Here is an 18,809-nt window from a genome sequence, read left to right as displayed (position 1 = left end):
CTCCGTGCTTTTGTTTTTACATATCCACAACTTCATTTACCGTTTTATTTACATCGTCACGCGTCATTTTTTCTTTTCCTTTCATCAATGCGTTTAATGTTCCATCAGCAAGCGCTAACGGAATTTTACAGAAATGAAGGATCGGAAGCGATTTGACATCTTCTAAATATTTCTTTCCTAGTGAAAGATTGCGGCGAGCGTAGGCAAACATATCTTCTCTGCTCCAATTGTTAGGAAAGAAGCTGACTCCGCGCTCTGAATCTTCCGAGGTATTACGCAGGATATTAACAGACTGCAAGCCGCGTCCGAACGCAATAGCTAATTCTTTGTCTGTCTCCGTGCCGTCATACCATTTCCAAATGTCATTAAGCATCACACCTACTAGACCAGCTACGTAGAACGTATAGTCATCTAAATCCGCTTCATTTTGAATATGCCAGTCTTTTTCTACCCAATCGGCCATTCCTTTGGCCATAATAGAAGTTGCATCTAATACTTGATCTGCAACTCCAGTCGGACAAAGCGCAATCCAGTTGCCGAGCTGAAGCGTTACGTCAGGTAAATCAGCTTGATAAGGACCTACTAATGCCATGTACTCGTCTTCGTTAAAAGACTTTTTTAACAGGTCACTAATGTCGTAAAGCAAGCGGCTTTTTACACCGGCTTCTAGCTCAGGGTGATCTTCAATTTCATCAATTGCCCTCATACATAAGTAAGCAGATCCTACTGCATCCTGCAATTCTGCCGGCAAGTGGCTAATTGGAATAAAAAATGTTCGGCTTGTCTCTTTTAACATCACCATTGCGTTGTCGCGTAATTTGTTGGGTACACTCATTGATAACTAGCTCCTTTTTACATATCCACATGTCAAATTAGTTTAAGTTTTCATCTTATATACTATAGTAACAAAAAATGAGCATTTAATGGAGTTTAAAGATTACTTATTAACGATATTGTCATTATTTTGTAGTATTTGAACAGAGAAACTTGTAACATATACAAGTTTACACTACGATAATACTCGTTCATTCTTCGTTTTACAGAAATAAATGGTTTATTTTTAAGAAAATTGCTGTCATGCTAATGAATTAGATGAGCTTTTAAGAGAGTATTCAACAGTAGGTTATACATAATACATAGGACAATACAGAGGTGAATGTATGAAAATTTTAATTGTAGAAGACGATGATAAAATATATGAATTAGTGAAAGAGAAATTTGAACAGTGGTCATTTGAAGTGGCTGGAGTAGAAGACTTTCAAAAAGTAATGGAAGTATTTATTGCAGAAAGCCCAGAGCTTGTTATTTTAGACGTGAATTTGCCTGTATATGACGGGTTTTACTGGTGTCAGCAAATACGTGCAGTTTCAAAAACTCCTATCGTCTTTCTTTCCTCTCGTGAACATCCAATGGATATTGTTATGGCAATGAATGTTGGCGCGGATGACTATATTCAAAAGCCGTTTAACTTGGATGTTCTTGTTGCTAAAGTGCAGGCGCTTCTGCGCAGAACGTATTCATATGGAGATACGATTTCGGACGTTATCGAGTGGAACGGCGCGGTGCTAGACTTAAAAAAAGGAAGTTTGCATTACAACGACCAAGAAATTCATTTAACGAAAAATGAATTTTTTATTTTGCGGCTTCTTTTGGAAGAACGAGGCAAGATTGTATCGCGAGAAGAGCTTATGCGAAGGTTATGGGAAGATGAGAAATTTGTAAGTGACAATACGCTTTCTGTCAACATCACACGCATTCGCACCAAGCTGGAAGAAATCGGGCTGAATGATAAAATTGTGACTAAAAAAGGCCAAGGATATTTGGTGAATTAAGATGTGGAAAAGTTTTTTAAGAGAAAGACTAAGCTGGATTTTATTTGTTCTTATATGGCTGATTGTAATCGATGCTCTGCTGCTGCTTGAGTATGATATTAAGGTGTCGTCCACTTCGTTTTGGTATTTAAATCTATTAACGCTGTGTCTGCTGATTCTGTTTCTTTTATGGAGAGGAATAAAAGAAAGAAAATTTCTAAAAAAGTTGAGCTTAACGATGCGGAATGATGCGTACGATTTGCAAGAAATGCAGCCATATGTTCGAACAAAAGCAGATGAAGACATGCTGAGTTTGCTGCAGCATATAGATCGTGTGTATCGCAGACAAACTCATGCTCTTCACGTACAGCAGCGAGAGCAGCAGGAATATGTAACGACTTGGGTTCATGAGATCAAGACGCCGCTTACTGCGATGAAGCTGCTTATTAATGCTCATCGTACAGAGCTTTACAAATGGCCTTGGCTAAAGGATATTGAAGATGAGTGGATGAAAATTGACGGATTAGTAGATCAGAATTTATATTCTGCACGCCTGCAGTACTTAGAAAAAGATTATCAGGTGCAGGCAGTGTCGCTAAGCGAACTTGTTTTTCCAAACGTTGCGTACTTCTCAAAATGGTGTATTGAAAAGAAACTGGATATTGATGAAAAAAATCTAGACATACTGGTACACACTGATTCAAAGTGGATGCAGTTTGTTGTGAGGCAAGTGCTGTCTAACGCCATTAAATATAGCCCTCTAGAAGGAAAGCTTTCTTTTTTTAGTGAAGAAACTCCAAAGTACGTAAAGCTATTTATCGCTGATCAAGGAAAAGGGATTCCGACTCAAGATCTTCCCCGGGTTTTTGAAAAAGGATTCACAGGAAATGCGGGAAGAAAAACGAAGGGAGCTACGGGGCTAGGACTGTATTTTTCAAAAAAAATTACAGATGCTCTTGGCCATCGAATAGAAGTGAATTCACTTTTACACGAAGGCACCACGGTGATCCTGACCTTCTACAAACCGAATTCTTTTGATAACCTTTCAAAAATGTAAGATTGCACGCTGAGATTGTCATCTGCTTCAAACGAATCTTTCCTTGTTTCAAAGTAAGATAGAGCTATACACAAGGAGGGAACGTACATGAAGCGAAAGTGGATTAGCCTCTTAGCTCTGCTTTTGGTTGTAGGAGCAGGTATAGGAGGAATAAAGATTTATCAAAAAGCCGCAACGGAGCATCAATACGGGATTATCCCAAAAGAAGCAAAAAAAGTGGATGAGTATGGACGAGTTCAATATACCATTTCAGTGATAAACGAAAAAGGACAAACAACGTTTCAAACATTTACAACGATTAAACAGTTAAAAGAAGGAACGGTTATTGACCTTTTTGTTCGAGGCAATGAAGTTCGGAAATATGACATTATAACAAAGAATGAGCTGCCGCAGCGAGTGAAAAGCGTGTGGCCTATAAAAGAACGAAAGGAGGAGGAAAAGTGAGCGTTGTTCTTGAAGGGAAAAATGTAACCAAAACGTTTGGATCAAGAGGAAATGTATACGAAGCGCTGAAAGGCATTGATTTTACAATCGAAGAAGGAGAGTTTGTCGGTATTATGGGACCATCTGGAGCGGGAAAAACGACGCTGATGAACATTCTTTCAACGATTGACCGTCCCACCGATGGCGAGATATGGATTCAAGGAGAAAACGTGGCGCTCATGAAAGATAAGAAGCTGTCTGCTTTCAGACGCAATCATTTAGGGTTTATTTTTCAAGATTATAATTTATTGGATACGTTAACGGTAAAAGAAAATATTCTTCTGCCGCTTACGGTTACAAAAATGTCTAAGAAAGAGATGGAAGCGAAGCTTAAAGACACCGCAACGCGACTAGGCATTTATGAGCTGGCGGATAAGTATCCGTATGAGATTTCTGGCGGACAAAAACAGCGCGTTGCAGCAGCGAGAGCAATGATTACGAATCCAGCTGTTATTTTCGCCGATGAACCTACCGGAGCTCTTGATTCGAAAGCTGCTTCAAGGCTGCTTGAAAAGCTGTCGCAATTAAATCAAGAAGACCGTGCCACGATTATTATGGTGACGCATGATCCGCTGGCTTCAAGCTACTGCAGCCGCGTGCTGTTTATTAAAGACGGACAAATTTACACGGAGCTGTTTAAAGGCGAACAAACGAGACAAGCATTTTTTAAACGAATTATGAACATTCAAGGCGCATTAGGCGGTGAAGGCTATGACCGTATTTGATCTTGTTAAAAAGAATATGCGCAAAAATATTAGCCGGTACAGCCTTTATTTCTTTTCAATGATTTTTAGTATTATTGTGTACTATGTGTTTGCTACGCTTCAGTACGACCAATCGATTTCAAAGGTTATTGGAGAAGAGCTGAGGCTGCAGGGCATTTTTAATGCTTCAAACTACGTTTTGCTTACCTTTATTGTTGTCTTTATTTGGTACACAAACTCATTTTTCATCAGGCAGCGTAAGAGAGAGCTCGGGCTGTATCATTTAGTCGGCATTGAAAAACGTACGATTGGAAAAATGATTTTCTATGAGAATATGCTGCTGGGAATTTTTTCTTTGGTGGTCGGTATTTTACTAGGTACCGTGTTTTCAAGGCTATTTGTGCTGTTTTTACTAAAGCTTATGGGACTGTCGCTTTCTATTACGCTCACATTTTCTTTTCAAGCGGTTTTAAAAACAGCCGTAGTGTTTTTGCTTGTTACCATTTTTATATCGTTTCAAGGCTATTTTATTATGTACCGCTATACGCTATTAGATCTGTTTCAAGCAGAAAGCAAAAGTGAACGCGTAAATAAAATGAATTCGAAACGCTCAATTGCAGTGGGAGGACTGGGTATCTTACTCGTTGGCTACGGATACTACCTTTCATCGGGAAACATTGTGACGCCTAAGTTTTTTCTAATTGTAGCCGTTGTACTGTTCTCGGTCATTTTCGGTACATTTTTACTTTTCAAAGCCACAATTGAGTGGCTGATGGGGCTTTACCGAGAGCATGCAAGCCGATATTATTCGTTTGCAAATATGCTAAGCGTTTCTACCATGATGTATCGAATTAAAGCAAATGCACGAGTGTTAACCCTAATTACGATTTTGTCGGCTACTACACTTGTAGCAGTTGGTGTGACGTATTCCTCGTACTATAATACAAAAGCCGACGCCAGAAGCATGCAGCCTTATGACTATACGCTGCACAGCAAAAAAGCAGCGCAAGAATTTATGGATGTACTGGATGAGCTAGATATCCAATCAAATCGGTATGTCTATCATATCGTGAAGCACTCTGCTGATTTATCGGATTTTCGATTTATTACATCGGGCTACTATAAAGATAGGGAACAAATCAGTTTTTTAGATGAAGAAGAAGTGCGGAAAAATGGCGTTTCGGTTCCTGCGCTAAGCGCAAACGAAACTGTTATTTTTGATTCAATGGCAAAAGGAAAAGTGTTTAAGCCTAGTACAGGTAAAACCGCAGCTGTGCAGCTGAACAAATCAGAAGAGCTTACTTTAAAAGTCGTTAAATCCGAGCCTTTGCTCATTCTTGATTCTGACAGTGCCGGCTATCAGTTTGTAGTCCACCACGATACATTTAACAAGCTTTTAAAAGCTGGACAAAAGCAAGCGGTGTACGTATTTAATACCGATGATGGAAACAAACAGAATGAACTTGCTAAGAACTATCATCAAATCGCAAAAGAAGCTGGCGAAAGCCGTACTTCATACTATGATGTGTTTCAGGCAGGCTTAATGAGTAAAGGATTGTTTATTTTTATTGGAGGGTTTTTAGGGCTCGTCTTTTTGATGGCAACGGGCAGTATTATTTATTTTAAGCAAATCTCTGAAGCGGAACAAGAGCGCAAAAGATTTGAAGTTCTGCGTAAGCTTGGGTTTTCAGTGTCTCAAATGATGAGCGCCGTTCGAAAGCAGCAGCTGTTTACGTTTGGTTTGCCTTTAGTGATTGGCATCTTGCACAGTCTATTTGCGCTGAAGGTCATTACGAACCTAACCGGTGAAAGTCTGATAGTCCCTGTTTTAATAGCGGATGCAGTATACGGGATTATTTATTTCTTTTTCTACTGGCTGACAATGAATTACTACCGAATGGTAATAAAGCGACTATAAAGAAAAGACTGTTTCGATCAAAGAAACAGTCTTTTTTTGGTTGGGAAAATAAAAGGTATGGAGTAATGAAATCCTGAATATAAAAAAAGGGTATATAAAAAGTAGAGAGTTGTATTGGAGGGGAAAATGTGAAAGCAGATGCTGTATTTGAAGGGGGAGGCGTTCGAGGAATTGCATTCACGGGTGCGATTGAAGCGATGGAAGAAAGCAATGTAGAATGGCAGCGTCTAGCAGGTACGTCAGCGGGAGCGTTAATTGCGGCACTTTTAGCGAGCGGCTATAAAAGCGGTGAAATTCGCAGAGAGCTTCAAAACATGGACTATGCTAAGTTTCGCGGGAAAACGATCATTAACCGAATTCCTCTGATTGGAAACTTGATTGAACTGATGGTTCATTTAGGTTTTTATAAAAATGATTATTTGGAAAAATGGGTGTACGGTTTGCTGCGTGAAAAAGGAATCGAAACGTTTGCGGATTTGCCGGCAGATAGGCTGAAAATTATTGCCTCAGACATTTCGAACGGGCAGATGCTTGTGCTGCCTGACGACTTGCCTCGCTACGGAATGCAGCCAAGCGATATGAAGATTTCACAAGCCGTGATGATGAGTGCGTCCATTCCTTTTTTCTTTCGTCCGGTCATCTGGAAGTCCAAAGGGTTCAAGAGATCATACATTGTCGATGGAGCGCTTTTAAGCAATTTTCCAATTTGGCTGTTTGATACGGAGCATCCGCGTTTCCCGACATTTGGTTTTCGATTTGTCAAAGAAGAAATTGATACAGCCGCTATTATTCCGACGCCGGTCCATTTATTTAAAAGTATGTTTACGACGATGCTGCAAGCTCATGATTTGCGGTATTTGAACGCGGAGACAAAAGAACGAACGGTGCAAATTCCAACCGGTGTGATTACGGCAACGGATTTTGCCTTAAAGGAAGAAGAAATCGAATTTTTATATGAATCTGGTTATATATCAGCAAAGCGCTTTTTAGAAAAGTGGGATTTTGAACAGCATAAAATGAATCGGACCGGACGGCAGCTGACACGAAGAAAGCTCCCGTAACAGGAGCTTTTCTACGGCTGTTTTAAAATGTTGACTTCAACAGATTCGCCTTTTGCCGGAACGGAATACTGAACGCTTTTGTCTTTTTTGAGCCATGCTTTAACGAGCTGTCCTTTTTTGTATGTTTGATCATCCGAAACTTTTACATAAATAGGCTGTACATCGCTAGAACCAAGTATTTCTTTTGTTGTATAGTCAAGCGCGGTATCTCGCGGAATGACGTTTGCAATAAGAATTTCATCCTGTTTCACTTCTAAAATGCGCCCTTGAACTAAATAGCCGGCCGGCTTTTTTGACTGCTCGGCGTTATCAGAACAGCCGCTTAAACAAATAAAAAAGAGAAGAAAAAGTGCAGTTGATTGAACGGTAAACTTCATAAAATCTCCTTTCCGTTTCAACATGACTACCATTATAACGCGTTTGACCATTTCTTTTCCAGTTTTCGGAGAAAGCAAGAGGTAATCGTTGACGTTATTTCAGCACGCATGATATGTTTTAACTCATAAACGCTATTTTTACTAGAAGTCACGCTTAGTACGGGAGGTCCTTATATGGATGTTACCTTTTTAACCAATGTTATTCGACATATATTAGAACGAGATAATTTTGTCATTGACTTTGAAGAATCAGATGAACAAAATATTCACTTTTGGCATCGAGACGAGCCGTTTCGCCTTTTTATTTCAGAGCAAACGGAAAGTTATTTAGTATGGACCGTTTTTGAAGATGAAAAGGAACAGTGGAGCGGAAAAACATTTCTCCAAGAAGTGACGAATACGTGTAAAGACTGCAGTGAGCCAATTGCGCACTGGATTTATAAAGATGGAGGCAAAGCAGGTTATTGCGATCATTGTCTTCAAACGTTTGGAAATGCGTATTTTACAAATGCTGATGATATCAAGCAAAACCTTCATTTAATTGACGGTTCTATTTGTTTTATTACCGATGAAACCGGAAGCGATTGGTGGATTGCATATGAGGGATTCAAACGAGTAATTGCAAGATTAGAAGAAAATCCCGATCAGAAAGTCGAAATGTACAAGCCTGAATATCCGGTCTTTAAATGGGAAATACATTTTCTAACGGAAAACAATTCTGCTAGCTTTAAGTTCAAAGATGACTTTGCATCTGGAATTTTACCGAAGGGAAGAATACTCTAACATCCTTGTTATAAGGGTGTTTTTTCTTATAATGGGAAGTTTTTTTGAAAAAAATAATTAATTTAGGTTAAAAAGAAGGAATTAAAGGGTAAAGAGTAGAAGATATATCACTATAGGAAGAATGGGGGAAATAATTATGACAACTACAACAAATTTAACACTGGGGTACAAAATGTACACGATTGATTTTAGCCGTCCAACGCAGTCTAACGAGGCACTGCTTGATTTTTTTAAAGATGTGCAGCATAGACAGGGAAATAATGCAGAAAGCTTTTCTAAAACATTAATGGAAATCGAAGAAATCAAAACAAAATATGTAGATCATGAAATCGTACTGCTGGCTAAATCGCTTGAACAGCAAATAAGCCGCTCAAATGCAGAAAAACTTGAGGTCTGATAATCACCAGAAATGGTCGATTTATCAGACCTTTTTTATTTCTATCGATGCAGCACTTTTGGGGTGAAGTCAAGGGGACAGGATATCTGGTAGTATAGGTTTTTGGTCGAAGATAAAATTCTGTACATGTCAACGGATGTTTGATTTCATCAAAAGTTGTAGATGAATAGACTATCAAGTCGTTGGAGGCGTTGTATGGTTGGAATTTGCAGCTGGAAGTGTGCAGTGAGTGGAATAAGTATTGCCAGTGTCTACAGTAAGCAGCCGTCATGGCAGCGGGAGTGTTATTTGGTGACACCTGGTAAAGTTTATTATGAGTCGTGCTATCAGGGGTACGGAGAGTTTGCGGGAATGGATATTTTTTGTTTGATAAGAGAAAGCAGAGCGGAGAAAGAAGACAGTGAAGAGGTAGTGGCTTTTAAGCCTAAGATTGTGCTGGCGAAATATTACAGCGGACAGCGTTATGAAGAACTGCCGGAATCAGAGCCGTGTCCGTACGGAGGCTATTTTTTTGAAGGGTGGAAGGAAGGTAGCGAATATACATAAAAGCTGTAGAGATATCTCTACAGCTTGTTATTAACGTCTTGTTTCATCGACAGATTGTTCTAAGTCACTTACTTCTTGCGTAATTGTATTTAATTCTTCTTGCACCGCTTCAGCTTCAAGAACAGGATCTTGAACGATTTCTGTCGTTTCAAGCTCTTCTGCTGCAGCCGTTTCTGCAAGCGGCTGTTCTTTAGCAGTGCGCAGAGATTTCACTTTGTTGACAACTTGCGAAGACTGTTCGGAGACTTTTTGTGAAAGACGAGCCGTGCGCTGTTTGAGATCTTGGCCTTTTGCATATACCGTTTCTTTCACTTGACCTGTTTTAGCAAGTGCTTGATTCGCTCCATCTTGAATAGAAGCACGCAGCTCTTTTCCTGACTTTGGCGCTACTAGTAAAGCTGTTGTTACACCCACTACGCTACCTACTAACGTGCCGACTAATAACTCTTTGCTTCCACCTTTTGTTTCTTTACCCACTGTTTCTTTTACGTTTTCTTTTGTCATGACATTTCCTCCTTTTATAATATGTAATATGAAGGGTTTACCATTTTGTTGAATACTTCCTGCAAAACGCAAATGATTCGCTAAAAAAATCTGCAAGTGCCGTCGGACGCTCGTACAGGCTGGTGAAATTTGATTGTATATAGTATTCAACCACCTGACAGAAAAACCTTCTTTTCTGCTATAAAAACAAAAAAAAACTTATCTATAAAATCCGACACAAGAAAACGACAACATTCGTTCTTTGGTAGCATTTTCACTTGAAATTTTATATCATAGAGGGCAAGGAGAATACGTTCTCTTTTTTTAGATGCTGGAGGGATTGAAGAAATGGCTGAATCGAAGTACAGAACGATTTTAGAAGCAAAATCTGGAGAGTTAGAAGCATTAAAAGACAAAGCAATCAAAGACAGCTGGCAGCCGATTTATCATATTCATCCACAGTACGGGCTGATGAATGATCCAAACGGATTGGTTCAATTAAACGGTGAATATCACGTGTTTTATCAGTGGTATCCGTACGGCGCGATGCATGGAATGAAGCACTGGGCTCATGTGAAATCTACGGATTTAGTAACGTGGGAACGCCTTCCGGTTGCGTTAACGCCAACGGAAGAATATGAATCGCACGGCGCATACTCAGGCGGCGCGATTGAAAAAGATGGTCAAGGGCTGCTGTTTTATACGGGGAATGTAAAATACGAAGACGGCTCACGTTCAGCTAATCAGTGTATCGCGATGCTAAACAGGGATGGAAGTGTAGAAAAATACACGAATAATCCAGCGGTACGAGGCGTTCCTGATGGGTATACAGGACATGTGCGCGATCCGAAAGTATGGAAAGAAAATGATACATATTATATGCTGCTAGGCGCTCAGCGTGAAAACGAAACGGGCGCGTTAATTGTGTATGAATCAAGCGATGCGCTTCAGTGGTCATTTAAAGGTGAAGTTAAAACATCGCTTCCTGACTTTGGCTATATGTGGGAGTGCCCGGATTACTTTAAACTGGACGGAAAAGATGTGTTTGTCTTTTCGCCGCAAGGAATCAAAGCGGATGGCCACGATTTTCATAATATTTATAATGTGATTTACGCGGTGGGAACATTTGATGTGGAAAGTTTAACGTTTGAAATGGAGTATTACCGTGAAATTGATAAGGGGTTTGACTTTTATGCACCGCAAACGTTCCAAGATGAAAGCGGACGTCGCTTGCTGTTTGCATGGATTGGAAACCCGGACGTTGACTATCCGTCAGACGAATATGGATGGGCTCATGCCTTAACGCTTCCTCGTGAGCTTTCGCTTGAAGGAAATGAACTTGTTCAAAAGCCTGTAGAAGAGTTAAATAAGCTTCGAGATCAAGCGGTTCATTTTAGAGGAACGCTAAAAAATGAAGAAGTGATCATTGATGAAGCAACAAACAATGCATATGAAATCAATATGACGTTCCGCGAGATAGAGGCCAAACAGTTTGGTTTAGAGCTGTTTAATAGTAAAGAAGAAGAGCTTCGCCTCGTGTTTGATACAGGAAAGCAAGAAGTACGACTCGACCGTTCTTCATTCCACCATCAATATGCAACGGAATACGGTGTGGTTCGCTCTGAAAAATGGACAGCGTCAAATGAAGTCGATGTTCGCGTATTTGTCGACAAAAGCATCGTCGAAATTTATATAAACGGCGGCAAAATTGTCTTCACTTCCCGGGTATTCCCGAAAAAAGATTCCAAATCAGCTGTAAATGTATTTGCAGAAGGGGCCGTGGACTACCGTATTGATTATTACGGCATGTCCCGCGGTATTTAATATAATAAATGAGAAAAGCCAATGAATATCATTCATTGGCTTTTTTGTTTCTATAAAAATAAAATACAAATACATGAAGCAACTAAGTGAGGAACAGCTGCAATAATAAAACGTTTCATCCACTCTGTATCCTCTCGCTGCCGGACGGGTGTAAAGTAAGGACCTCTCGTTTCAAATCGAAATGCGTCGAGAAGCGTAACGAGTGCAATCGCTGTAAGTAATATGCCAAGAGGACCTGAAATATAGTAAATATACTGCCAGTTGCCTGCTGTAATAGAAATGATAATCACAATAATTAAAGATATAATGCCAGATATTAATCCTGTTTTCAAACTCAAAATCTCCTTACATCCAGTTTTTGCTTATCTATTTTACCATAACCGAATGAAGGTTTGTATATACGGCTTGGGGCGGATATTTACTTCTTAATTGACCTTCTATGTAAGTATCTTCTCGTATAAAATGAGTTTCCTAGCAAAAGCAGTGTCCCTAGAATCCAGCCAGCTGCAGGGGAATAAGGAAAGATATTTTTTAAAGCCATCCCAAAAGAAATAGAGGCTGCTCCGAGTATAAATAAAAGCAGCGTGATTCCTTGACGTTTTTTCATATGTACCACCTCTCTTACTAATTTTACCATAAAATGTGAGTGTAGTAGAATAAAATGTAAGTTGTCATACAAAAAAAGAAGTATATGGTAAAATTTAAGGGGTAGGAAGGGAAGAGGGATGCAGTGATTAAAAAAGGATTGATAGCAGGTATCGTGATGGTCGGGATTGTTCTTGCTCTTGCTGCTTTTACAGGGAAGTGGAGCTATCTCTATTTTGTGTCAGGCACAATGGGAGCAGTGTCACTGGTTTTAGCTTTGGCATACCTTATTGACAGTATCGTGCTAGGAAGTACAGGCACATTCTTTTCAGTCAAAAAGACGCGCAGGGTGAGCCGAGTTGAAGATGCAAAACGATTTGGAGCTATTGCAGTACCGAACGTATTAGCTGCTTTGATTTATGTAGCCGCTGGTTGATGAACAGAAGTCTATAAAAGCAGCTTGAGGTGTAACCTCAAGCTGTTTTTTATGCGTCAATCTGAACGTTTCTTTCCCGTTTATCACGCAGAGGCATCAGCATACTCACAAATCCAACGCTTACAATGATGATTGCCGCCGTTAAAAAAGTTGTCTGAGCACCTGCAAGCTTTACAACCATGCCTCCAAGAAGAGGAGCAGTAAGTAAAACGGCACTCGTTAAGGTGTTGATGAATCCGTACACTTTTCCGAGGTGTTCCTTGTCGCTGTATGTTTGAACGATATAGTTAAACAGCAGTAAATTAAGCCCAACTCCGGCTCCTCCAATAGGTGCAGCAATCAAAATGAAATAGCGTGACATAACGGCTGGATTAAAGCAGCTAATGAAAAATAAAGCCCCTCCAAATAGAAGCAGTCCAAGTGATAACAGTCTAAATGGATGGTGAACCTGTTTTTTTCTATTAAGATACATTCCTGTTGCTAGCGCCCCCAGTCCGATTCCAGAAAGCAGCCAGCCGAGCATTTCCGGATGATGAGGCAGCACATCTCGTAGGAAGATGCTGATTTGAGCGTCAACAAGCATCACTACAAAATACGAAAGGTGAAACAAAATAACGGCGCGTAAAAGGATTGAGTGCTGAAAAACGATTTTCCAGCCGTTTGAGTACGTTTCTTTCAGTTGATGGGAAGAACGAGCAGCTTGCCCTTGAATGTTTTTACGTGCTTTTTTAAGTGAAAACAGCACGCCAATAGAAATCATACAAGCTGCGGCATTAGCTAAAATGCATGCTTTTGGCGTTGTAATCGTCAGCGCGGCGGCTCCGAGAAACGGCCCCACAACTTTGGCAATTTGAAACATAATGTTTTGTAAAGTAGAGGCCTGCAGCAGCTGATCTTCTTTGACCACTTCTCGAACGTAAGAGAGCTGTGCGGGCACTTTCATAACAGAACTCATAGAGCGCAGCATCAGCACCCCAAGTGCCAAAAGCGGTTCATTTGTAAAAAATAACAGACATGTGAACAGAAGACGGACTAGTTCAGACAGAAACATCAGCTGTACTTTATCATAGCGGTCGGCTAAATTTCCTGCTGCTTGACTTAGCAGGATGCTAGGTAAAGCGTACGCGACAGGAATAAGCGTAATCCAGAGGGAATTTGCGTGCCACACGTATGTAAAAAGCGTCATCACCGCAAACATATCAAATAAATCTCCGAAGCTTGCTGCAGTGCTTGAAATAAATAATTTTTTATAAGAAGAATTAGCAAACAGCTTTTCTTTTTTCAATACCTTCATTCCTTTATGTGTTGTTCGTAAAAAATAATCGCATCTTCAATAAATTGAAGGACTTCGCTGTCAATAGGGTAGAGATTAAGTGAACTTGATGCCTCAGGAGATTTGCGAACATCCCAAAAGGCTTTTTCTAAAGCCGCATGAGGGCCAAATAGCTCACTCGATAAAAACAGTATATCAGCTGCAATCAGCTGTCCATCTTCAGATTGAGGTGCACGCTGGTGCTTTAAGCAAAGCTGAACTCGTTTTATGATGTTAATCCATTTATCGGCACTCGCATTCTCCATTTTAGGCAAATCATGCTGCAGAATCTCACTTTCTTCTATTGAAAGCGAAAGGAGATCCGTCCAGCTGCTCTTGGCATTAGTTTCATTGTCAACTAAAGGAAGGAGCTGCTTCCAGTTTAATTCACCTTCTATTTTTATACTGTTGCGAAGCGTGTGAGTATGTTCTAAAGCTTGTTGAATTTCCATCGCTTTTTGCTGAAGCTTTTGCTGATGAATCGCTAGAAGTTCATCGATACTCACTTGATGAAGAATAAGTTCAATATCTCGCAAAGGAACGGCTAAGTTTTTTAAAAGAGTAATTTTCTCTAGTGTGACTAAATCCGTTTCTGAGTAGGACCGCTTTCCGTTTTCGGCTTTTGACGATGGATGAAGCAAGCCGATTTGATCGTAGTAACGAAGCGTACGCACCGTAAGGCCTAGTTTTTTAGCGGCTTGCCCAGTAGAAAAATAAATCATTTTTAACCCCTCCAAAAAAATGCTTGCAGGTAACGTTACGTCACCTTTTACACTGAATATATGTAAAAGGGAGGCGAAGTAAATTGAAACAAAAAAATCAAGGATTATGGACAATAAAATCATTCGTAATTATGCTGGGCGTCACGTTTGTTGGTGTGCCTATCTTAATTGAAGGCATATTGCAGGATGCTTTACATTCCCTGTTTAAAAATGACCTTTATGCTGGAACAGCTACTGGATTTTTTATGGCAGCTGTGTTTTTATCAGCTCTGTATGGGCTGATGGTTCAGGCTGGTGATAGAAAAATTGGTTTTCAATCGTTTTCAAAACGGCACTGGCCGCTCATTCTTTTTTGGCTTTTTGTGCTGATCTTAGGAAGTGTGGGGATTGTTGTACTCATGGAATGGCTTGGTATAACACATGAAAATAAAAAAACAGCTAGTTTGCAACAAGATCTGTCGCTGTTTTCATTTATACTTGCTTTTGTTTCAGCCGCTGTGATCTCACCTTTTTATGAAGAGATTATCTACCGAGGATTTTTTTATACGTGGCTGAAACGTAAAGGAGGGATTGTCGTTGGATTAGTGGGAAGTTCGTTTATTTTTATGCTGGTGCATATTCCAACGTACAATACCTTGCCCGTTAACTTTTTATCAGGTCTCGTGTTTGCATGGGTGTACGAAAAAACAAAGTCGCTGCTTCCAAGTATGATCATTCACGCTTGTTTTAATGGGATTGCCGTTATTTTAACAGCGGCAGCTTAATGTAGTTTAGGTGACAAGTAAGCTATGATTTATCTTACCATATTATGTCTACTGAAGAAGCGAATTGCAAAAAAATAAGTGAAACAGGTAAAGTGTACTTGAAGGTGCCTATAACAAGAAAAATATAAAAATAAAGGCTCAAAGCCCCCTCTGTGACAAGGCAGAAAAGGGACACGTACATATTGGTCTAGCGGAATGCTGCATATGTTATTGGAGCCGCTCTAAGTATAATAGCTGCTTTATTTTTAAGAATATGTAGCATACAATCCTTTGGTTGATAAGCTTTCGAAGCGCTGAAGAAAAATATAAGAAAAAATTCATTCAAAACTCTTGCGTTAAAGAGAACTTTAGCAGATAAGCTTGTTGTATAAGTTTTTACAAAAACAAAAATGATAAGTGATGTTGGTTTATAAAAAGCTTATCAGACGAAAGGATTGGTTATCAGTCATGTCTAATACAAAAGGTAAAGTTGTTATTATTACGGGTGCTTCTAGCGGAATCGGAGAAGCAACAGCAAAAGAACTTTCATCAAAAGGAGCAAAGCTTGTTTTAGCGGCTCGCCGTGAAGATCGTTTGAAAACATTACAAGAAGATATTAAAGAAAACGGCGGAGAAGCGATCTACAAAGTAGTGGACGTGACTTCTCACGACCAAATGCAGGAGTTAGCACAATATGCGCTTTCAGAGTTTGGACGCATCGATGTGCTTGTAAACAATGCAGGACTTATGCCATTATCTCTTCTACGCAACCAAAAAGTAGATGAATGGAACACAATGATTGATGTGAACATTAAAGGCGTTCTTTACGGAATCTCAGCAGTTCTTCCAGCGATGAGAGAGCAAAAAGACGGACACGTGATTAACCTGTCTTCCGTAGCTGGTCACGCAGTAGGTGCCGGAAGTGCGGTATACAGCGCAACAAAATTTGCGGTTAAAGCGATCACAGAAGGTCTTCGTCTAGAAGAATCAGCTGGCGGAAGCAACATTCGCGCAACGAATATTTCTCCAGGAGCAATTGCAACAGAATTAAAAGAAACAATCACGGATACAGATTTAAAATCAGGTATTGATGAATTTTATAAAGGTGCCATCGAAGTGGAAAGCATCGCACGCGCAATTGCGTTTGCCATCGAAGAGCCAGCAGGTGTGGCAGTAAACGAAATGATTATTCGTCCTGTACATCAAGAATGGTAATAAAAATGAAAGAAAAACGGTTAGAAGCACTGCTTCTAACCGTTTTTCTTATATAAATGTACGATTGTGACTTGTCTTAAAGTTTACTTTAAGGTGTATGATAGTGGAGACTATAAACAAATATGAAGGAGAGGGTATCGATGCAATATCGAAAGCTTGGAACAACAGGTCTGGAAGTATCAAATTTATGTCTAGGTACCATGGCGTTTGGACGATGGATTGACGAAAAAGCGTCGGCAGCTATTTTACATAGCGCCATTGAAAACGGAATTAACTTCATTGACACAGCCAACTATTACGGAAAAGGGCAGGATGAAGAGTTTAGATATGGCACAGGGGAATCTGAAGAAATTATTGGACGTGCGTTAAAAGGAAAACGGTATGATGTTGTACTTGCAACAAAAGTCGGGATTGCCGTAGGAAAAGGCAAAAATGATAAAGGCCTTTCACGCACACACATTATGAGAGAAGTGGATAATCAGCTGCGACGACTGCAGACAGACTACATTGATCTTTATCAAGTTCATCTTTTTGACCACCATACACCTATGGAAGAAACGCTTCGCACGCTAGATGATTTAGTTCGTCAAGGTAAAGTTCGTTATATTGGCTGTTCTAATTATGCTGCGTGGCAAATCGCAAAGTCTCATCATATTAGTGACAAAATGAACCTTGAAAAATTCATTTCCGTTCAGCCCCAGTATAATCTTCTCTCTCGTGAAATTGAACAAGAGCTGCTGCCGTTTAGTCAATCTGAAGGTGTAGGCGTCATGGTATACAGTCCGTTAGCGCGCGGCATGCTTTCAGGTAAATATAAAACACCAAATGACGTGCCGCCAGAAAGTCGCGCTGCGCATGGTGAAAAGCTGCTGCGAAACTACTTTACAGACCAAAATTTTCAGCTGGTGGAGCAGTATCGCAAGTTAGCAGAACAAAATGAAGTAAGCTTGTCTCAGTTTGCTCTTTCATGGGTATTAAATCAGCCCGCTGTAACATCAAGCATTATCGGAGCTAGCAAATTGCACCACGTAACAGATGCGGTTGAAATCAGCGATTGGACATGGTCAGAAGAGCTGTTGAATACCGTGAATTCACTCTATTAATAAAAAGTCCGCAGGTACACCTGCGGACTTTTGTGTTTAAATTTTAATTTCTTTTTGCGTTAATCTTGCTTCTAGCGAGTCGTACAAAGCGAGCTTATAGTTAATTTGTTCAAGATATTTAAAGGTTTTAGCCATTTCTTCTTCCACCGCTTCTTTATGCTGAAGCATCATGTTTTTTCGTTCTTTAATCGTGCTTTCGCCTTGTTTATAGAGCTCTACGTAGCGCTTAATTTCTGCAAGCGGCATGCCCGTTGAGCGCAGAGCCAAAATAAAACGGATCCATTCAATATTCGTATCATTATAGAGGCGCTTTCCATTTTCATCACGCTCTACAAAAGGAAGAATTCCTTCTTTTTCATAGTAGCGTAAAGTCGGTGCGGAAAGCCCGGTTTTTTCATTCATTTCTTTCATGCTATAAGACAAGATTGTTCACTCCCACTTATGAATCGTATAGCTTACTTTAAGGTATATGATAATCGATAGTTGAACGTTTTATCAAATTCTTTTTCGTTTTTTGAAAAAATATGGAACTTTTATACAGTTTGTCCGTAATAACAAGTAGACAATAAGAAACTTACTGTAAAAGGTTAAGTAAAGGGGATAGAGTAATGAAAAAAGTAAAATGGATTAGTTTTATCCTGCTGCTGATTTCAAGCGGAGTGTTTTTTATCAATCATCAGTACGCCATTTTACTAGCGGCTTGGACTGTGTACGGAATGGCTTTATCAATCCTGGTTTATTTCTTTTCATACGATATGAGTGATTCAAACAAAGAGTAAAAAGCGTATACGCGTTTCTTATTGTCTTCAACATAAAAGCAGAAAATGAAAGGGTGGAAGAAATGGGAGAACTTTTTTGGATGATTTTGTTCGGAGCGTGTATTTGGGTGCCGCTAATTTGGAATAAAATTGTGATTGGCAAGCGCATCGCACACGAAGAAAAGAAAGCAGGACGTGATTTAACAGGGGAAATCAATCCGTTTACCGGAGGAAGAATGTAAATAGGCGTAAAAAAAGCTGTGACAAAAGTATTTTCGTTGAAAGAAGATCCGAATGATGAATCGAGATTTTTAATGCAGAATCAACTTCGTTCGGTTTTTTTATTAGTATGGTGAACGTAGGTGTCATGTATATAGTAGTTTCTAGCTGTTGATTGGAGGATAAGGTGAAGACTCCTGCGGGAAAAGCGGAACAGGTGAGACCCACGAAGGAACGCAGGCGAGGCCGCCCGCGGAAAGCGAAGCCTTGCA

The 18,809-nt window shown here is 39.9% G+C and carries 24 protein-coding genes; 16 read left to right on the top strand and 8 right to left on the bottom strand.

Annotated features, from left to right (window positions below; all coding sequences use genetic code 11):
- Nucleotides 1-16: 16 nt before the first annotated feature.
- Nucleotides 17-835, bottom strand: coding sequence for a squalene/phytoene synthase family protein (locus tag ACFX40_RS06960; protein WP_028411023.1), 819 nt, complete (start codon nucleotides 833-835; stop codon nucleotides 17-19).
- A 325-nt stretch (nucleotides 836-1,160) separates the two neighbouring features.
- Between ACFX40_RS06960 and ACFX40_RS06955 the strand changes: the two genes are divergently transcribed.
- The 6 genes from ACFX40_RS06955 to ACFX40_RS06930 all read left to right on the top strand — a co-directional run bounded on the left by ACFX40_RS06955 (nucleotide 1,161) and on the right by ACFX40_RS06930 (nucleotide 7,034).
- The gene (locus tag ACFX40_RS06955; RefSeq protein ID WP_028411024.1) at nucleotides 1,161-1,832 is read left to right on the top strand and encodes a response regulator transcription factor; all 672 of its coding nucleotides are present in this window, start codon (nucleotides 1,161-1,163) and stop codon (nucleotides 1,830-1,832) included.
- A gap of 1 nt (nucleotide 1,833) precedes the next feature.
- On the top strand, nucleotides 1,834-2,868 hold the full coding sequence (locus ACFX40_RS06950; protein WP_377254648.1) for a sensor histidine kinase: 1,035 nt from the start codon (nucleotides 1,834-1,836) through the stop codon (nucleotides 2,866-2,868).
- Between the two features lie 87 nt (nucleotides 2,869-2,955).
- The gene (locus ACFX40_RS06945; protein ID WP_272767013.1) at nucleotides 2,956-3,312 is read left to right on the top strand and encodes a DUF1093 domain-containing protein; all 357 of its coding nucleotides are present in this window, start codon (nucleotides 2,956-2,958) and stop codon (nucleotides 3,310-3,312) included.
- The gene (locus tag ACFX40_RS06940) at nucleotides 3,309-4,076 is read left to right on the top strand and encodes an ABC transporter ATP-binding protein (protein WP_377254645.1); all 768 of its coding nucleotides are present in this window, start codon (nucleotides 3,309-3,311) and stop codon (nucleotides 4,074-4,076) included. The genes ACFX40_RS06945 and ACFX40_RS06940 overlap by 4 nt, the downstream gene beginning before the upstream one ends.
- The gene (locus ACFX40_RS06935) at nucleotides 4,063-5,973 is read left to right on the top strand and encodes an ABC transporter permease (RefSeq protein WP_028411028.1); all 1,911 of its coding nucleotides are present in this window, start codon (nucleotides 4,063-4,065) and stop codon (nucleotides 5,971-5,973) included. Before ACFX40_RS06940 ends, ACFX40_RS06935 begins: the two co-directional genes overlap by 14 nt.
- Nucleotides 5,974-6,101: 128 nt before the next feature.
- A complete protein-coding gene (locus ACFX40_RS06930) occupies nucleotides 6,102-7,034 on the top strand; it encodes a patatin-like phospholipase family protein (RefSeq protein WP_028411029.1) in 933 nt (310 codons plus the stop codon).
- A gap of 11 nt (nucleotides 7,035-7,045) precedes the next feature.
- Here ACFX40_RS06930 and ACFX40_RS06925 read toward each other — a convergent pair whose 3' ends face one another.
- Nucleotides 7,046-7,411: a DUF3221 domain-containing protein gene (locus ACFX40_RS06925; RefSeq protein ID WP_028411030.1), complete on the bottom strand. Its 366-nt coding sequence runs from the start codon at nucleotides 7,409-7,411 to the stop codon at nucleotides 7,046-7,048.
- A gap of 174 nt (nucleotides 7,412-7,585) precedes the next feature.
- On the opposite strand from ACFX40_RS06925, the gene ACFX40_RS06920 reads away from it, so the two are divergent.
- From ACFX40_RS06920 to ACFX40_RS06910, 3 genes are all read left to right on the top strand, one after another.
- Entirely contained in the window at nucleotides 7,586-8,194 is a 609-nt protein-coding gene (locus ACFX40_RS06920) for a hypothetical protein (protein ID WP_028411031.1), read from the top strand.
- Nucleotides 8,195-8,330: 136 nt separating this feature from the next.
- Nucleotides 8,331-8,591 (top strand): hypothetical protein, encoded by a 261-nt coding sequence (locus ACFX40_RS06915; protein ID WP_016765166.1) that lies wholly within the window; start codon nucleotides 8,331-8,333, stop codon nucleotides 8,589-8,591.
- 195 nt (nucleotides 8,592-8,786) lie between these two features.
- Nucleotides 8,787-9,137 carry a hypothetical protein gene (locus ACFX40_RS06910; protein WP_377254642.1) on the top strand — a complete coding sequence of 117 codons (351 nt, stop codon included), beginning with the start codon at nucleotides 8,787-8,789 and terminating at the stop codon, nucleotides 9,135-9,137.
- Between the two features lie 30 nt (nucleotides 9,138-9,167).
- Here the strand turns inward: ACFX40_RS06910 and ACFX40_RS06905 are convergent, their stop codons facing one another.
- Complete coding sequence (locus tag ACFX40_RS06905) at nucleotides 9,168-9,641, bottom strand: YtxH domain-containing protein (RefSeq protein WP_013058548.1); 474 nt, start codon at nucleotides 9,639-9,641, stop codon at nucleotides 9,168-9,170.
- 327 nt (nucleotides 9,642-9,968) lie between these two features.
- Here ACFX40_RS06905 and ACFX40_RS06900 point away from each other — a divergent pair, with 327 nt between their 5' ends.
- Nucleotides 9,969-11,444 (top strand): glycoside hydrolase family 32 protein, encoded by a 1,476-nt coding sequence (locus ACFX40_RS06900; RefSeq protein WP_060747192.1) that lies wholly within the window; start codon nucleotides 9,969-9,971, stop codon nucleotides 11,442-11,444.
- 50 nt (nucleotides 11,445-11,494) lie between these two features.
- Here ACFX40_RS06900 and ACFX40_RS06895 read toward each other — a convergent pair whose 3' ends face one another.
- The gene (locus ACFX40_RS06895; protein ID WP_013058546.1) at nucleotides 11,495-11,776 is read right to left on the bottom strand and encodes a hypothetical protein; all 282 of its coding nucleotides are present in this window, start codon (nucleotides 11,774-11,776) and stop codon (nucleotides 11,495-11,497) included.
- Nucleotides 11,777-11,862: 86 nt separating this feature from the next.
- Nucleotides 11,863-12,051 carry a hypothetical protein gene (locus ACFX40_RS06890; protein ID WP_013058545.1) on the bottom strand — a complete coding sequence of 63 codons (189 nt, stop codon included), beginning with the start codon at nucleotides 12,049-12,051 and terminating at the stop codon, nucleotides 11,863-11,865.
- Nucleotides 12,052-12,174: 123 nt separating this feature from the next.
- Here ACFX40_RS06890 and ACFX40_RS06885 point away from each other — a divergent pair, with 123 nt between their 5' ends.
- On the top strand, nucleotides 12,175-12,465 hold the full coding sequence (locus ACFX40_RS06885; RefSeq protein WP_098249075.1) for a P-loop NTPase family protein: 291 nt from the start codon (nucleotides 12,175-12,177) through the stop codon (nucleotides 12,463-12,465).
- Nucleotides 12,466-12,514: 49 nt separating this feature from the next.
- Here ACFX40_RS06885 and ACFX40_RS06880 read toward each other — a convergent pair whose 3' ends face one another.
- A complete protein-coding gene (locus ACFX40_RS06880) occupies nucleotides 12,515-13,759 on the bottom strand; it encodes an MFS transporter (protein WP_231504562.1) in 1,245 nt (414 codons plus the stop codon).
- Nucleotides 13,756-14,499, bottom strand: a complete 744-nt coding sequence (locus ACFX40_RS06875) for a MerR family transcriptional regulator (protein ID WP_060747194.1) — start codon at nucleotides 14,497-14,499, stop codon at nucleotides 13,756-13,758. The genes ACFX40_RS06880 and ACFX40_RS06875 overlap by 4 nt, the downstream gene beginning before the upstream one ends.
- Nucleotides 14,500-14,582: 83 nt before the next feature.
- Between ACFX40_RS06875 and ACFX40_RS06870 the strand changes: the two genes are divergently transcribed.
- From ACFX40_RS06870 to ACFX40_RS06860, 3 genes are all read left to right on the top strand, one after another.
- Nucleotides 14,583-15,263, top strand: coding sequence for a CPBP family intramembrane glutamic endopeptidase (locus ACFX40_RS06870; RefSeq protein ID WP_377254638.1), 681 nt, complete (start codon nucleotides 14,583-14,585; stop codon nucleotides 15,261-15,263).
- 447 nt (nucleotides 15,264-15,710) lie between these two features.
- Nucleotides 15,711-16,457, top strand: a complete 747-nt coding sequence (locus ACFX40_RS06865) for an SDR family oxidoreductase (RefSeq protein WP_377254635.1) — start codon at nucleotides 15,711-15,713, stop codon at nucleotides 16,455-16,457.
- Nucleotides 16,458-16,597: 140 nt separating this feature from the next.
- Entirely contained in the window at nucleotides 16,598-17,560 is a 963-nt protein-coding gene (locus ACFX40_RS06860) for an aldo/keto reductase (protein ID WP_098966610.1), read from the top strand.
- A gap of 36 nt (nucleotides 17,561-17,596) precedes the next feature.
- On the opposite strand, the gene ACFX40_RS06855 is transcribed toward ACFX40_RS06860, so the two are convergent.
- Nucleotides 17,597-17,983, bottom strand: a complete 387-nt coding sequence (locus ACFX40_RS06855; RefSeq protein WP_050689933.1) for a MerR family transcriptional regulator — start codon at nucleotides 17,981-17,983, stop codon at nucleotides 17,597-17,599.
- A gap of 185 nt (nucleotides 17,984-18,168) precedes the next feature.
- Between ACFX40_RS06855 and ACFX40_RS06850 the strand changes: the two genes are divergently transcribed.
- Nucleotides 18,169-18,339: a hypothetical protein gene (locus ACFX40_RS06850; protein ID WP_162871439.1), complete on the top strand. Its 171-nt coding sequence runs from the start codon at nucleotides 18,169-18,171 to the stop codon at nucleotides 18,337-18,339.
- A 62-nt stretch (nucleotides 18,340-18,401) separates the two neighbouring features.
- Nucleotides 18,402-18,560 carry a hypothetical protein gene (locus ACFX40_RS06845; protein WP_176524057.1) on the top strand — a complete coding sequence of 53 codons (159 nt, stop codon included), beginning with the start codon at nucleotides 18,402-18,404 and terminating at the stop codon, nucleotides 18,558-18,560.
- Nucleotides 18,561-18,809: the final 249 nt, after the last annotated feature.

This window comes from Priestia sp. YIM B13552 (assembly GCF_042787775.1).
Classification (GTDB): domain Bacteria; phylum Bacillota; class Bacilli; order Bacillales; family Bacillaceae_H; genus Priestia; species Priestia megaterium_E.
The sequence above is the reverse complement of the archived record's forward strand: the minus strand, read 5'-3'. Positions and strand labels throughout refer to the sequence as shown.